Origin of the sequence: Serratia sp. CY37869 (assembly GCF_052168895.1) — a bacterium.
GTDB lineage: Bacteria > Pseudomonadota > Gammaproteobacteria > Enterobacterales > Enterobacteriaceae > Serratia > Serratia ureilytica.
Genome location: NZ_JBJNLU010000001.1, coordinates 384,442 through 398,350 on the forward strand (window position 1 = coordinate 384,442; position 13,909 = coordinate 398,350).

At 60.1% G+C, this 13,909-nt stretch carries 12 protein-coding genes and 2 tRNA genes; 7 read left to right on the top strand and 7 right to left on the bottom strand.

Translation table 11 applies throughout. From position 1 onward, the window contains the following. Nucleotides 1–64: 64 nt before the first annotated feature. Entirely contained in the window at nucleotides 65–850 is a 786-nt protein-coding gene (locus tag ACJ8J1_RS01945; RefSeq protein WP_033643944.1) for a formate/nitrite transporter family protein, read from the bottom strand. A gap of 308 nt (nucleotides 851–1,158) precedes the next feature. Here ACJ8J1_RS01945 and ACJ8J1_RS01950 point away from each other — a divergent pair. Together ACJ8J1_RS01950 and ACJ8J1_RS01955 are read left to right on the top strand one after the other, a co-directional pair. Further along, nucleotides 1,159–1,234, top strand: a tRNA-Ala gene (locus ACJ8J1_RS01950). 60 nt (nucleotides 1,235–1,294) lie between these two features. Then, nucleotides 1,295–1,370: transfer RNA gene (locus tag ACJ8J1_RS01955), tRNA-Ala, on the top strand. 118 nt (nucleotides 1,371–1,488) lie between these two features. Here ACJ8J1_RS01955 and ACJ8J1_RS01960 read toward each other — a convergent pair. Beyond that, nucleotides 1,489–2,676 (bottom strand): NupC/NupG family nucleoside CNT transporter, encoded by a 1,188-nt coding sequence (locus ACJ8J1_RS01960; RefSeq protein ID WP_004936373.1) that lies wholly within the window; start codon nucleotides 2,674–2,676, stop codon nucleotides 1,489–1,491. 376 nt (nucleotides 2,677–3,052) lie between these two features. Between ACJ8J1_RS01960 and ACJ8J1_RS01965 the strand changes: the two genes are divergently transcribed. Beyond that, complete coding sequence (locus ACJ8J1_RS01965) at nucleotides 3,053–4,288, top strand: Nramp family divalent metal transporter (RefSeq protein ID WP_033643943.1); 1,236 nt, start codon at nucleotides 3,053–3,055, stop codon at nucleotides 4,286–4,288. Between the two features lie 41 nt (nucleotides 4,289–4,329). On the opposite strand, the gene ACJ8J1_RS01970 is transcribed toward ACJ8J1_RS01965, so the two are convergent. Further along, a complete protein-coding gene (locus tag ACJ8J1_RS01970; RefSeq protein WP_050440153.1) occupies nucleotides 4,330–4,740 on the bottom strand; it encodes a DUF2502 domain-containing protein in 411 nt (136 codons plus the stop codon). A 224-nt stretch (nucleotides 4,741–4,964) separates the two neighbouring features. Then, on the bottom strand, nucleotides 4,965–5,954 hold the full coding sequence (gene mgrA / locus ACJ8J1_RS01975) for an L-glyceraldehyde 3-phosphate reductase (protein ID WP_033643942.1): 990 nt from the start codon (nucleotides 5,952–5,954) through the stop codon (nucleotides 4,965–4,967). A 188-nt stretch (nucleotides 5,955–6,142) separates the two neighbouring features. Here mgrA and ACJ8J1_RS01980 point away from each other — a divergent pair, with 188 nt between their 5' ends. Next, nucleotides 6,143–7,804 carry an alpha-keto acid decarboxylase family protein gene (locus tag ACJ8J1_RS01980; protein WP_033644331.1) on the top strand — a complete coding sequence of 554 codons (1,662 nt, stop codon included), beginning with the start codon at nucleotides 6,143–6,145 and terminating at the stop codon, nucleotides 7,802–7,804. Here ACJ8J1_RS01980 and ACJ8J1_RS01985 read toward each other — a convergent pair. Then, on the bottom strand, nucleotides 7,780–8,670 hold the full coding sequence (locus ACJ8J1_RS01985) for a LysR family transcriptional regulator (protein ID WP_033643941.1): 891 nt from the start codon (nucleotides 8,668–8,670) through the stop codon (nucleotides 7,780–7,782). The two genes, ACJ8J1_RS01980 and ACJ8J1_RS01985, sit on opposite strands and share 25 nt — an antisense overlap. A 96-nt stretch (nucleotides 8,671–8,766) precedes the next feature. Between ACJ8J1_RS01985 and ACJ8J1_RS01990 the strand changes: the two genes are divergently transcribed. Continuing rightward, complete coding sequence (locus ACJ8J1_RS01990; RefSeq protein ID WP_016926809.1) at nucleotides 8,767–9,219, top strand: multidrug/biocide efflux PACE transporter; 453 nt, start codon at nucleotides 8,767–8,769, stop codon at nucleotides 9,217–9,219. Between the two features lie 67 nt (nucleotides 9,220–9,286). Next, complete coding sequence (locus ACJ8J1_RS01995; protein ID WP_019453821.1) at nucleotides 9,287–9,979, top strand: aspartate/glutamate racemase family protein; 693 nt, start codon at nucleotides 9,287–9,289, stop codon at nucleotides 9,977–9,979. Here the strand turns inward: ACJ8J1_RS01995 and ACJ8J1_RS02000 are convergent. After that, nucleotides 9,976–11,223, bottom strand: coding sequence for an ion channel protein (locus ACJ8J1_RS02000; protein ID WP_096242470.1), 1,248 nt, complete (start codon nucleotides 11,221–11,223; stop codon nucleotides 9,976–9,978). The genes ACJ8J1_RS01995 and ACJ8J1_RS02000 overlap by 4 nt on opposite strands. A gap of 310 nt (nucleotides 11,224–11,533) precedes the next feature. Here ACJ8J1_RS02000 and glk point away from each other — a divergent pair, with 310 nt between their 5' ends. Beyond that, nucleotides 11,534–12,496: a glucokinase gene (gene glk / locus ACJ8J1_RS02005; RefSeq protein WP_042785139.1), complete on the top strand. Its 963-nt coding sequence runs from the start codon at nucleotides 11,534–11,536 to the stop codon at nucleotides 12,494–12,496. 70 nt (nucleotides 12,497–12,566) lie between these two features. Here the strand turns inward: glk and ACJ8J1_RS02010 are convergent, their stop codons facing one another. Then, nucleotides 12,567–13,796: an L-lactate MFS transporter gene (locus ACJ8J1_RS02010; RefSeq protein WP_033643939.1), complete on the bottom strand. Its 1,230-nt coding sequence runs from the start codon at nucleotides 13,794–13,796 to the stop codon at nucleotides 12,567–12,569. Nucleotides 13,797–13,909: the final 113 nt, after the last annotated feature.

Sequence of the window (13,909 nt, forward strand, 5' to 3'; positions counted from 1 at the left end):
GGCTGATACGCCATAATGAAAAAGCCCCGTGGAGCGATCCCGGGGCTTTTTTTATTGCTTGCTGTCAGGCTTGCTCGCCGGCCGGCAAACCCGGACGGTAGGCGAGGAAATACATCAACCCGACAAAGCCGGCGCCGCCCAGCGCGTTGCCGAGAAATACCGCGACGAAGTTTGGCAGGTAGTGCTCCCAGCCCATGCCGCCGGCAAAGATAGCCGCCGGAATGATGAACATATTTGCCACCACGTGCTGGAAGCCGATGGCGACAAAAGCCATGACCGGGAACCACATGCCGATCACTTTACCCGGCACATCCTTGCTGGCGAAGGCTAACCACACCGCCAGGCACACCAGCCAGTTGCAGCCGACGCCGGAAATGAAGGCGTGCAGGAAGTCCGCATCCACTTTGGCCTGTGCGATCGCCAGCGTCTTATGCAAGAACGCGCCTTCGGTCAGGCCCAGCAAATGGCCGAAGAAGTAGGCAACGGCTACGCTGCCGGCGAGGTTGGCCAGAGTGACCCAAAACCAGTTGCGCAGCACGGCGAGGGCGGGGATTTCGCGGGCAAACCAGGCCATCGGCAAGGTCATCATGTTACCGGTCAGCAGTTCACCGCCGGCCAAAATAGTCAGGATCAAACCGATAGGAAAGACCGCGGCACCCAACAGGGCGCCGAAAGAGCCCCATTCGGCCGGCAGGGTGCCGATGACGTGAATATCCAGCAGAAAGCCGGTGGCAATAAAGGCGCCGGCGAGAAAGCCCAGAATCAACAGATTAGCGAGAGGGGCGCGGCTTTTGTTTACCCCGGCCTGAACGGCGAGGGCAGCGATTTCTTTTGGTGAATGCAAAGACATGACGGACTCGGTTTATAGTAATGAAGTTTATGGCGCGGGCAGTCTATGCCGCTCGGGAGTCCGACTCAAGCGCATTTCACTAACATTCCGTTAATTAAAAATCAACGTGATATACAGGGTCTTTTGCCATTTTGAGATGTAGCGCGCAAAATGGATGAACTCTGCACAAAGTGATGATTTTTTGGCGCCAAAGATGCTGATTTGGCGGCTTTTTCAACGCTTGATTCAGGAATTCAATTTAGCCGTTGACAGCTTTGAGCGGGTTTCATATTATGCGCCCCGTTCACAGCACAAAGTGATTGTGGAACGGGGCTATAGCTCAGCTGGGAGAGCGCTTGCATGGCATGCAAGAGGTCGACGGTTCGATCCCGTCTAGCTCCACCAACCTTCTTCTCAGAGCGGTTGGGGAATACCGTAACGCCGGTCAAAGCGTACCACTTTTGTGGGGCTATAGCTCAGCTGGGAGAGCGCTTGCATGGCATGCAAGAGGTCGACGGTTCGATCCCGTCTAGCTCCACCACCATTTAAAAAGCCGACCTTAGGGTCGGCTTTTTGCTTTGCGTTATTTCACCTTCGCCGAAGGCCAGCCAATAAAAAAGGCGCCCGCAGGCGCCTTATCATTGCTGTAAATTTCAGGCTTAGCCCAGCACCAGACCCGCGATAGAAGCGGACAGGATGCTGACCAGCGTAGAGCCGTAGACCAGCTTCAGACCGAAGCGGGACACTACGTTGCCCTGGTGTTCGTTCAGGCCCTTGATCGCACCGGCCACGATGCCGATGGAAGAGAAGTTGGCGAAGGACACCAGGAACACCGACAGGATCCCCAGGCTGCGCGGCGACAGCTCGGCAGAGACTTTCTGCAGTTCCATCATTGCCACGAATTCGTTGGAAACCAGCTTGGTGGCCATGATGCTGCCGACCTGCAGGGCTTCGTGCTTAGGAATACCCATGATCCAGGCGAACGGATAGAAGAAGTAGCCGAGGATTTCCTGGAAGCTCAGGCCGAAGATGGCGCTGAACACGCCGTTAAGCGCGGCGATCAGGGCGATGAAACCAATCAGCATCGCGGCGACGATAATCGCTACTTTGAAGCCGGCCAGGATGTATTCGCCCAGCATTTCAAAGAAGCTCTGGCCTTCGTGCAGGTTGCCGAGGTGCAGCTCTTCTTCTTTATTGGTGTCGTACGGGTTGACCAACGACAGCACGATAAAGGTGCTGAACATGTTCAGTACCAGCGCCGCCACCACGAACTTGGCGTCCAGCATGGTCATGTAGGCGCCGACGATGGACATAGACACCGTAGACATCGCGGTCGCCGCCATGGTGTACATGCGCTTTTCCGACATCTTGCCCAGGATATCCTTGTAGGCGATGAAGTTTTCGGATTGGCCCAGGATCAGCGAGCTGACGGCGTTGAACGACTCCAGCTTGCCCATGCCGTTCACTTTCGACAGCACGGTACCGATAATGCGGATGATGAAAGGCAGCACTTTGATGTACTGCAGAATACCGATCAGCGCCGAAATGAAGACGATCGGGCACAGCACCTTCAGGAAGAAGAACGCCAGGCCTTTGTCGCCCATGCCGCCGAACACGAAATCAGTCCCTTGTCCCGCAAACCCGAGCAGTTTGTCAAACAGCGCGGCGAATCCTTTTACGAAGCCCAAACCCGCTTCCGAATGCAGGAAAAAGTAGGCCAGCAGTACTTCGATAACTAATAATTGAATAACATAGCGAATGCGGATGCTTTTGCGATCGCGGCACACCAACAGGGCCAGGATCGCCACCACCACTATCGCCAACGCAAAGTGCGCAATATGGGACATGTTTGCTCCAAATTTGAGGCAGGCTGAATTTCGGCTGTCATTTTATGTAACGCTACGTTTAAAAACGAGACTTCTATTGCAAATATGGAAAATCATAGTGGGAGTTCTCCTAAAGTGTTGCGCAAAAGCATAAAAATCAAGATGTTAACTCAGACATAGGAAATTCGTATTCTTGTGCTAACCTGTCTTTCAGGGGTATTGCAGCCAAAATCCCAACCCAAAAGCACGGAAATCGGCAAGTACGGTGTCGAACCCTTCGATAAAACCGTTAATGTTGGCTATTGCAGAGATAAGTTTTACCACTCTAAATGCGCTTGATAATTATTATCATTTATATAGAGTGGAGATAAACGTAATTTCAGTAAGGGTTCAACATATGCTGAACAGTCGCGTGGTTGAAACCACCTCCGGTCGCTCCGCCAGAAAAATCAAACTCTCGCTGATGGGGCCCGCCTTCATCGCCGCTATCGGCTACATCGACCCCGGCAACTTCGCCACCAATATCCAGGCCGGCGCCTCGTTTGGCTATAGCCTGTTGTGGGTCGTGGTCTGGGCCAACGTGATGGCGATGCTGATCCAGCTGTTGTCCGCCAAGCTGGGGATCGCCACCGGAAAAAACCTGGCTGAGCATATTCGCGATCGCTTTCCGCGGCCGGCGGTATGGGCCTATTGGATTCAGGCGGAGATTATCGCCATGGCGACCGATCTGGCCGAATTCATCGGCGCGGCGATCGGCTTCAAACTGCTGCTCGGCGTCTCCTTGTTGCAGGGCGCGGTGCTGACCGGCATCGCCACCTTTTTAATTCTGATGCTGCAAAAGCGTGGACAAAAGCCGCTGGAGCTGGTGATTGGCGGCCTGCTGCTGTTCGTCGCCGCTGCTTACATCGTCGAGCTGGCGTTTTCCCAGCCGCAGCTTGCGCCGCTGCTGAAAGGCATGGCGTTGCCCGATCTGCCTAACGGCGATGCGGTATTTCTCGCCGCCGGGGTATTGGGTGCCACCATCATGCCGCACGTGATCTATCTGCATTCGTCGCTCACCCAAGTTGGCGGTGAGCACGATAAGGCGGAGCGCTATGCCGCCACCAAAGTCGACGTCGCCGTCGCCATGACCATCGCCGGTTTCGTTAACCTGGCGATGATGGCCACTGCCGCCGCCGCGTTTCATTTCAGCGGCAACAGCGGCATCGCCGATCTTGACGTGGCCTATCTGACGCTGCAGCCGCTGCTCGGGCAAGCCGCCGCCACCGTGTTTGGCCTGAGCCTGGTGGCCGCCGGTCTTTCTTCCACCGTGGTGGGCACGCTGGCGGGGCAGGTGGTGATGCAGGGGTTCGTGCATTTCCATATTCCGCTGTGGCTGCGGCGCGCGGTGACCATGCTGCCGTCGTTTATCGTCATCATGCTGGGGATGGATGCGACGCGCATTCTGGTGCTGAGCCAAGTGCTGCTCAGCTTCGGCATTGCGTTGGCGCTGGTGCCGCTGCTGGCTTTCACCGGCAATCGGGCGCTGATGGGGGAGATGGTTAACGGCCCCGTGGTGCAAAACCTGGGCAAGCTGATCGTGTTGGTGGTGGTGGGGTTGAATGGCTACTTGCTGATCGGCAGTGTGCTGTAGGCGAAAACAGTGCGGGCCGGCGTTGCGCCGGCCCGTTGTCGTTAATCGCGGTCGTCATCGCCGTGGCGGCGCCAGCGATCGCGGTCATGATCGTGGTGGTGTTTTTTCTCTTTCTTCCAATGGTGCTTATCGTAATGCTTGTCGTATTTACGATAGCGTCCTTCATGATAGTAATAGTGTTTGCGCCAGTAGTCGCGGTCGCGCCAGCGATAGCCATCCCAGTAATAGCCGCGCGGGCTGCGATCGCCGAGATAGCGTCCCTGATGGCCTTGCCACCAGTCGCGATCGCGCCAGTCGTAACCGTCCCAGTAACGGCCGCGATTGTCCTGATCGCCGATGCGCAATGAAACGCCCGGCATCAGATCGATGCTGATCCCTTCGGCGTGCGCCTGCTGTGCGGCGGGCAGTACCGTCGCCGCCAAGATGGCGGCCAAGAGCAGAGGTTTAAACATGACTTCTCCTTTCCGCTTGCGCGGCCTGGCCGTTGATCACTTTATGAAGCGCGTTCATCAGTTTAAAAAAACGGCCTTATCGTTATTTTTACTGCAATATAGGCATCATAGCGCCGGCGCATGGGGTTGAATCTGAGAGCCACTCTGAAAAGGGCGCCGGAGGCCGAGATTTGAGATTTTTCTGGGGCATCGCCGCTCAATTGAGCGGCGGGATTTGTAAGCGATTACAATAAAATGTTCTCGATCTGCGCAAGCTCTTCTTCAGTGAAGTGACGATTGGCCAGCATGCCCACCGCGTCTTCTATCTGCGCAGTCTTGCTGGCGCCGATCAGCACCGAGGTAATGCGATCACCGCGCAGCACCCAGGCCAGCGCCATCTGCGACAGCTTCTGCCCGCGTTGCCGCGCCAGCGCATCGAGGCGGCGCACCTTGTCCAGTCGGTCGGCGGTCAGCTGTTCCGGCTGCAGGAAACGGCTGCCGCTGGCGGCGCGGGAATCTTGCGGGACGCCGTGCAGATAACGATCGGTCAGCAGGCCGCCCGCCAGCGGGGAGAAGGCGATCGCGCCGACGCCATGATCCGCCAGCGTATCCAGCAATTCCGTCTCCGGCCCGCGTTCCAACATCGAATACTTGGGCTGGTGGATCACGCACGGCGTGCCGAGCCGCTGCAGGATGTCGAACGCCTGGCGCGCGCGCTCGGCCGGGTAGTTGGACAAACCGACATACAGCGCTTTGCCCTGGCGCACCAACAGATCCAGCGCCGCCATGGTTTCTTCCAGCGGCGTGTCCGGGTCCGGCCGATGGTGATAAAAGATATCCACATACTCCAATCCCATGCGCCTGAGGCTCTGATCGAGGCTGGCGACCAGGTACTTTTTCGAGCCCCAATCGCCGTAGGGGCCGGGCCACATGGTGTAACCGGCTTTGGATGAGACGATCAGCTCGTCGCGCCAGGCCCGCAGATCGGCGTTGAGAATGCGGCCAAAGTTTTCCTCGGCGGCGCCGGGCGGCGGGCCGTAGTTGTTGGCCAGATCGAAGTGGGTTATGCCGCGATCGAAGGCGCAGCGGATCAGGGCGCGGGCGTTGTCGTACAGCGTGGCGTCGCCAAAGTTGTGCCATAGCCCGAGCGAGACGGCGGGCAGCTTCAATCCGCTGCGGCCGCAGCGCCGGTATTCCATATCTTGATAACGCGAGGGGGAGGCTTGGTAGGACATAGTTATCCTTGTCGGCGAGAGATAAAGTGCCTTGAGTGTATACGTTTCCACGCTGCACCGCCGCGGGAGCGATCACAGCGCCGGCATGTAACGTCAGGTTGCCGATCGACGTCGGCGCGTTTGTTCGAAATTTGAGCGGCATCTTCGATAATTAAGATAATCGCTCCAGCTGCAGACAGGTGATGATCATGACTCAGACCTATACGGTGGCCGATTATCTGCTCGATCGTCTGGCCCAAATCGGCATCCGTCATTTCTTCGGCGTGCCGGGGGATTACAATCTGCAATTTCTCGATCACGTCATCGCTCATCCGCAAATCACCTGGGTAGGCTGCGCCAACGAACTGAACGCCGCCTACGCCGCCGACGGCTATGCGCGTTGCAAACCGGCCGCGGCGCTGCTCACCACCTTCGGCGTCGGGGAGCTGAGCGCGCTGAACGGCGTGGCCGGCAGTTATGCCGAATACCTGCCGGTGATCCACGTGGTGGGCACACCGGCGCAGCGTGCCCAGCGCGCCGGCGATTTGCTGCACCATTCGCTGGGCGATGGCGACTTCACTCACTTTGCGCGGATAGCCAAAGAAGTCAGCGTCGCACAGGCCAATCTGACCGCCGACAACGCCGCCAGGGAGATCGATCGCCTGATCGACGCCGCCTTGCTGGAGCATCGTCCGGTTTATCTGATGCTGCCCAGCGACGTAGCGGAAGCGCCGCTGCCGGCCAAACCGGCGCCGCTGATGCTGCGCCAGGCCAGGCTGTCGCGGAGCGCATTGCAGGCGTTTATCGCCGCAGCGCGTGAAAAGCTGCAATCGGCGCGGCAAGTGTCATTGCTGGCGGACTTTCTGGCGGACCGCTTTGGCGTTGAAACAGCGCTGGATAACTGGATGCAGGAGGTGGCTATCCCGCACGCCACGCTGCTGCTCGGCAAGGGCGTGCTGGATGAGAACCGCGACGGTTTTGTCGGCACCTACAGCGGCGGCGCCAGCGCTGCGGCGACCAAAGCGCTGATTGAAAATGCCGATGTCGTGATCACCGTTGGCGTGCGTCTCACCGACACCATTACCGGAGGATTCACGCATCATCTGCCGGCGGAAAAATGCATCGATATCCAACCGTTCGAAGCCTGGGTCGGTCGTCAACGGTTCAGCCGCATCCCGATGTGCGCCGCCGTGCAGGCGCTGCACCGCCTGACTCTGTCGCTGGCGTCGCGCTGGCCGTTGCCGACGATCGGCCGTCCGGCGCTGCCGGAAGGCGATGGGGAAGGGTTGGATCAGCACGCCTTCTGGCGGCAGGTACAGGATTTCCTGCGGCCGGGGGATATCGTGCTGGCCGAGCAGGGCACGGCCTGTTTCGGCGCCGCGACCTTGACGCTGCCGCGCGGCAGCCGGATGATCGTGCAGTCGCTCTGGGGCTCGATCGGCTATACCTTACCGGCGACCTTCGGGGTGCAAACCGCCGAACCACAGCGCCGGGTGGTGCTGTTGATCGGCGACGGCGCCGCGCAATTGACCGTGCAGGAGCTGGGATCGATGCTGCGCGACGGGCTTAAACCGGTGATTTTCGTGCTGAATAATCAGGGCTACACGATTGAACGCGCTATCCACGGGCCGGAGCAGAGTTACAACGACATCGCCCGGTGGAACTGGACGCAGCTGCCAACGGCATTGGCCGGTGGGCGGCCGGTGACGGCGTTGCGGGTCAGTCAGCCGGAGGCGCTGCGCCAGGCGCTGAGTGAGGCGGCGCAGGGCGACCGGCTGGCTTTCATCGAAGTGATGCTGCCGAAGATGGATATTCCCGAACTGCTCGATACGATCTCGCGCGTCATTCAGTCGCGCAACGCCGCCGCCTGAGCCGCGTCGTCTTCCAGCAATCGCTCCAGCATCCAGTACCCCGCCGGGCCCGGCGGGGTCAGTTTGGACCATACCGCATCCACCGAAATCAGTTTGGGCCAGCCGCGCGGGCGCAGCTGGGTGAGCCTGCCGTGGCCGTATTGTTGCACCAGCCAGTGCGGCAGCACCGCCCAACCGAATCCCTGTTCCGCCATCTCCAGCAACAGCAGATAGCTGGGCGCCGACCAGACCAGCCCGCCTTGTCTGGCCGCTTCGGCGCCGGTGTAAGTGTTCAGGATCAGCTGACGGGTGCTGGATAATTGCTCCGGGGTCGGCGCGGCGACCTGCGCCAGCGGATGCCCATGCGCGACGAACAACCCCATTTCGGTCTGCTCAGGCAGGCGGGAGAAGGCGATATCCGGCGGATAGGTTTTTTGCACTTCCACCATGCCCAAATGCGCGCGGCCGCTTTGCAGTAGATCGATAACGTCGCCTTCCTCGGCGATCATCCATTCCAGCTCAATCTCCGGGTAACGTTGTTCAAACCGCTGCATCAGGCTGTCGTGATGCTTCGGTTGGTAGGTATCGGAAAATACCATGCTCAGGCGCGGTTCGACATTGCCCGCCAGCTGAATGCTCAGCGCGTCGAGTCGCTCGCTGGCGGCGAGGATCTCCTGCACGTGCCCCAGTACCTTGCGGCCAGCGGCGGTGAGCACCGGTTGGCGCGCGCTGCGATCGAACAGCGTCAATGCCAGGTCGGCTTCCAGATTGGCGATGGCGGTGCTGACGGTAGATTGGCTTTTGCGCAGCTTGCGCGCGGCGGCGGAAAATGAGCCGAGGGAGGCGGCTTCAACGAACGCCTGTAACGCTTCCGGTGAATAGTGCATATATCTACTTTATCGATGGAACCTATTTTTAATCTACCCAAAAAAGCGATGATAATCACCTGGCTTTCGCAACAACTGTTGAAAAAAAGGTGATGTATGCAACTGCAAAACAAGTCTCTCATTGAACGTATCGTCCACGCCGTCGGTTTCGAGGCCATCGCCGTGATGGTTTGCGCCCCGCTGGGCGCGTGGCTGCTGAACCGCTCAATGGTGCAGGTCGGTGCGTTGGCGGTGATGCTGTCCACCGTCGCGATGCTGTGGAACATGGTTTACAACACGGTGTTCGACCGCCTGTGGCCGGTCAGCCGGGTGGTGCGTAACCTGAAGGTGCGTGCGCTGCACGCCGTCGGCTTTGAAGCCGGTTTTATTCTGATCGGCGTGCCGATCGCCGCCTGGATGCTGAGCATTTCCTGGGCGCAGGCGTTTATGCTGGAAATCGGTTTCTTCCTGTTCTTCCTGCCGTACACCATGGCCTACAACTGGCTGTACGACACGCTGCGCCAACGCTGGTTCGAAGCGCGCCAGCCGATCAATTCCGGCGCCAAATAAGGCGTCGTCAGCCCGGCGATTCTCAGGTAAGGTCAGAGGATCGTCGGAAAATGCTGAGGAGTGAAGGATGAAAGTGTTGGGTCTGCTGGGCGGCATGAGTTGGGAATCCACCATTCCGTATTACCGCACTATCAACGAGCAGGTAAAGGCGCGCCTCGGCGGGCTGCATTCGGCCAAAATCGTGCTCTACAGCGTCGATTTTCAGGAGGTTGAACGCTTGCAGCACCAGGGCGATTGGGATGGCGCCGGCCGGCTGCTGGCCGCCGCCGCCGTGGCTTTGCGCGCCGCCGGCGCCGAAGCTATCGTGATCTGCACCAACACCATGCACAAGGTGGCGGAGGCGGTCGAGCAGGCCAGCGGCCTGCCGCTGATTCACATCGCCGATGCCACGGCGCTGCAGGTGCGGGAGAAAAACATTCGCCGCGTCGGGCTGCTGGGCACGCGTTTTACCATGGAGCAGACCTTCTACCGCGGCCGCCTGCAGGAATTGCACGGCATCGATGTGGTGACGCCGGTCAGCGCCGATCGTGACATCGTGCACCGCATCATCTATGACGAACTCTGCCTCGGCAAAATTCGCGACGCCTCGCGCGACGAGTATCGCCGGATCATCAGCGATCTGGAACAACAGGGCGCGCAGGGGATTATTTTCGGCTGCACCGAGATAGGGTTGCTGGTGAGCGAGCGGGATGCCTCGGTGCCGGTGTTCGACACCACCGCGATCCACGCTCGCGCCGCCGCGGCGTTCGCGCTGGCCTAATCGTCGTGCGGCGGTTGCCGGCGGTTCACCAGCATCAAGGGTTTGCCCGCCAGCGCCAGCCAGGCGGGCAGCATCACGATGCACAAGATCGGCAGCAGGTGCAGATCCGGCACCACCGCCACCGCCATAAACAGACTGAGCCAGCCGTCGCGCGTGACCACCAGCACCAGCCCCATGATGGCGCAGGAGACGGTGATCGCCGCCGGCACCGCCGGAACGTGCTGATGCAGCATCAGCCCCAGCGCCACGCCGACGAACACCGCCGGGAAGATGCGCCCGCCGCGAAAGCCGCAGGCGGCGGCGATCACCAGCGCCGCCAGCTTGGTCAGGGTAACGGCCAACAGCGCCGGCACCGAATAGTTGCCGTCTGCCGCGAGGCGCTTCATTTCATCCAGCCCTTTGAACAGGGTAATCTCACCGCCCACCAGCGCCAGCAGGCCCAGCACAAAGCCCCCCAGTCCTAGCATCAACACCGGATTCTTCATCGAATGGAACAGGCGGTGAACGTGCGGGAAGCACCACAGCGCCACCATGCCGAGCGCGATGGCGATCAGCGCCACAATGGCGCCGCTGAAGATGTCCGGCAGCCGCGTCACGTCATAGGCGTCGAGCTGCAGGGCGAAGTTGGGCACGAAGAACAGCTGGGTGGTGACCGCGCCGGCAGCGGCGGCCACCAGCGGGGCGAACAGCCGATCCCACAACGGCGTTTCGTTATTGCCTGCCAGGGTTTGCGAGAAGATCAGCGCGGCGGCGACCGGTGTGCCGAACATTGCGCCGATGGTGCCCGCGGCCGCCAGGATAATCCAGTCCATGCGCGGCACTTTCGGCAGCAGGCGAGCCCCAGCCGCCGCTACCAGCGCGATATTGATGGCGGTGATCGGGTTTTCCGGCCCCAGGCTGACGCCGCCGGCCAGGCCGACGATCAGCGCCAACCCCAGCCCCGGCAGGGCGGAGAGCGGCAGGGGCATGCCGATCAGCGATTCCGTCGCCGGATCCGGCCCGGCATGGCCCGGCATATAGCGCACGATCAGGCCGACCGCCACACCGGTCAGCGTCAACATTGCGACCGGCCACCAGGGCGACTGGGCGTCCAGGCTCAGCGCATCGGGCAGCGTTACCCACAGTAACTGCTGCAGTGCGGCGGCGATTTTCATCACCAACAACAGCACCAGACTGGAGGCGGAACCGATAATCAGCGCAGGCAAAGCAAAGGCCAACATGGCATTGGCGCGCGGATGCAGCATGGATAATCCCTTGTCGATGCCTCCATGCAGGGCAGGGAGAGCGGGTGGTTGGACAGTGGCCACAGCTTGCCAGACTATCGGCGCGCAGGCACGCATTGATATTGCCCGGCGTCGATGACGGTTAACAGTCGCCGAGGGGCGTTTTTTGCCGCAATTTGTTTCAAAGCGCGGCGTCGCGGGCCAGCTGAAACGTTTTTTGTGATCCGGATCGCTATTGGGGTGCAGATACGAGGCGGGTGATTGTTGTTTTCGCAGCAGGATTTTACAGTGTGGGCAGCTTTTTATTTTTCATTTTGCGGAGACGAAATCAATGACCTATGCCCTCGTAGGTGATGTTGGCGGCACCAATGCCCGCCTGGCGTTGTGCACTGTTGCGACGGGTGAGATTACCCAGGCGAAAACCTATTCCGGCCTGGAGTTCGACAGCCTGGAGGCGGTGATCCGCCACTATCTGAAAGCGTGCGATATCGAGGTGCAGGACGCCTGTATCGCGATCGCCTGCCCGGTGACGGAAGACTGGGTTGCGATGACCAACCACAGCTGGGCGTTCTCTATCAAAGAAATGAAGGCCAACCTGGGGTTGAGTCATCTGGAAGTGATCAACGATTTCACCGCCGTCTCGATGGCGATCCCGATGCTCTCGTCGGACGACGTGCTGCAGTTTGGCGGCGGCGATGCGCAGCCGGGCAAACCGATCGCGGTGTACGGCGCCGGCACTGGGCTGGGTGTTGCCCACCTGGTGCAGGTCGATCGCCGCTGGGTCAGCCTGCCGGGCGAGGGCGGCCATGTCGATTTCGCACCGAACAGCGAAGAAGAAGACATTATTCTGGAGGTGCTGCGCGGTGAAGTGGGGCACGTTTCCGCCGAGCGCGTGCTGTCCGGGCCGGGCCTGGTCAACCTGTATCGCGCCATCGTCAAGGCAGACAACCGCCTGCCGGAGAAACTGGAGCCGAAGGACATTACCGAGCGGGCGCTGGCCGACAGCTGCATCGACTGCCGCCGTGCGCTGTCGCTGTTTTGCGTGATCATGGGGCGCTTCGGCGGCAACCTGGCGCTGAATCTGGGCACCTTTGGCGGCGTGTACATCGCCGGCGGCATCGTGCCGCGCTTTATGGAATTCTTCAAGGCCTCGGGCTTCCGCGCCGCCTTCGAAGATAAAGGGCGTTTCCGTGACTATGTGCGAGACATTCCGGTGTTCATGATAACCCATGGCCAACCGGGTCTGCTGGGAGCCGGCGCGCATCTGCGCCAGACGCTGGGCATGCAGCTGTAAGCAACGCGGCGGCACGATAAAAAAAGGGGCGCAACCCGCAGGTTGCGCCCCTTGTCGTTTTCGTGGGGTATCAGGCTTTGGCCAGCTCTGCCGCCTGTGCCGTTTCTTCGCTTTCCACTTCCACGGCTTTCGGCGCTTTGATGAACAGCGTAATCAGCAAGGAGGCGGCGGACAGAACGCCAATCACCATGAAGGTGGCGTGGAAGCCGCCGAAGTATTTGGCGACGAACGAACCGGCCAGCGCGCCCAGGCCGAAGCCCTGGTAGATGATGCCGTAGTTCTTGCTGTGGTTTTTCAGACCGAAGAAGTCGCCGACAATCGCCGGGAACACGGTGATGTTGCCGCCGAAGCAGAAGGCCACCGCGCCGACGCAGATGAAGAACAGCGTGTGGTTCAGGGTCATGAAGCTCAGGGCGACAATCGCCAGCACGGTAACCAGCATGGTGAAGCTGATGACGCGCATACGGCCCACTTTATCGGACAGCGTCCCCAGGATGATGCGGCCGGCGGTGTTAAAGATGGCGACGGCGGACACGGTGTTGGCGGCGGTGGCCAAGTCCATCCCGGCCAGTTGAACGCCCATGTCTTTCACGATGCCAATCAGATACAGACCGCTCATGCAGGCGGCAAAGAAGATGGTGAACAGCAGGTAGGCTTCTTTGGTGGCCAGCATCTGGCGCACGCTGAAGTCGTTGCCCAGACCGTTGGCGCCTGGCTGTGCGGCGTTGGTCGCCAGCACCGGCTCTTTCAGCAGCAGGGAGCCGACGACGATCAGGCCCATCACGATGGCACCCCAGTAGAAGAAGGCGCCGGAAACGCCGACGTCGGCGATCAGGGCGGCATTGACGTATTTGAACAGCAGGCTGCCGCTGCCGAAGGCGCCGACGGAGATGCCGGAAATCAGGCCTTTGTTGGCCGGGAACCATTTGATCAGGTTGGACAGGGTGGAGATGTAGGCGATACCGACCGCAAAGCCCACCACCACGCCGGCCAGCAGGTAGATCATGTCGAGAGAGCTGACGTGGGCGCTGGCGATAAGGCCCAGGCCGACCAGGATGCCGGAGCACAGCGTCAGGTTGCGGATGCCGAAGCGTTCTTGCAGCTTACCGGCGAACAGCGTGGCGAAGGCCAGGAAGAAGCTGGTGATGGAGAAGGTGGTGGCGACGTCCGCCAGCCCCCAGTGGAACTTGTCGACCAGCGGCTGGTTGAACAGGCTCCAGGTGTAGATGGTGCCCAGACCCATCTGACAGATGATGGTGCCGAGAACGATTAAGCTGCGATTTGCCGGTTTGGTGTTCATGGCCGGTCTCCTTCCTGTGTGTGCGTTGCCGGGCGTGAGCCGTTGGCTGAAATTTGCGGGGTGAATCAGCGTTCCCGCGGTATGGGCTTATTATATGGCCGGCCCCTGCGGCG

Excerpts from the sequence above, each read along its gene's own strand:
- ACJ8J1_RS01970 (WP_050440153.1), bottom strand. The coding sequence starts at position 4,740 with ATGTTTAAACCTCTGCTCTTGGCCGCCATCTTGGCGGCGACGGTACTG.
- ACJ8J1_RS01990 (WP_016926809.1), top strand. The coding sequence starts at position 8,767 with ATGCAACTGCAAAACAAGTCTCTCATTGAACGTATCGTCCACGCCGTC.
- ACJ8J1_RS01960 (WP_004936373.1), bottom strand. The coding sequence starts at position 2,676 with ATGTCCCATATTGCGCACTTTGCGTTGGCGATAGTGGTGGTGGCGATC.
- ACJ8J1_RS02000 (WP_096242470.1), bottom strand. The coding sequence starts at position 11,223 with ATGCTGCATCCGCGCGCCAATGCCATGTTGGCCTTTGCTTTGCCTGCG.
- ACJ8J1_RS01980 (WP_033644331.1), top strand. The coding sequence starts at position 6,143 with ATGACTCAGACCTATACGGTGGCCGATTATCTGCTCGATCGTCTGGCC.
- mgrA (WP_033643942.1), bottom strand. The coding sequence starts at position 5,954 with ATGTCCTACCAAGCCTCCCCCTCGCGTTATCAAGATATGGAATACCGG.
- ACJ8J1_RS01995 (WP_019453821.1), top strand. The coding sequence starts at position 9,287 with ATGAAAGTGTTGGGTCTGCTGGGCGGCATGAGTTGGGAATCCACCATT.
- ACJ8J1_RS01965 (WP_033643943.1), top strand. The coding sequence starts at position 3,053 with ATGCTGAACAGTCGCGTGGTTGAAACCACCTCCGGTCGCTCCGCCAGA.
- ACJ8J1_RS01945 (WP_033643944.1), bottom strand. The coding sequence starts at position 850 with ATGTCTTTGCATTCACCAAAAGAAATCGCTGCCCTCGCCGTTCAGGCC.
- glk (WP_042785139.1), top strand. The coding sequence starts at position 11,534 with ATGACCTATGCCCTCGTAGGTGATGTTGGCGGCACCAATGCCCGCCTG.
- ACJ8J1_RS01985 (WP_033643941.1), bottom strand. The coding sequence starts at position 8,670 with ATGCACTATTCACCGGAAGCGTTACAGGCGTTCGTTGAAGCCGCCTCC.
- ACJ8J1_RS02010 (WP_033643939.1), bottom strand. The coding sequence starts at position 13,796 with ATGAACACCAAACCGGCAAATCGCAGCTTAATCGTTCTCGGCACCATC.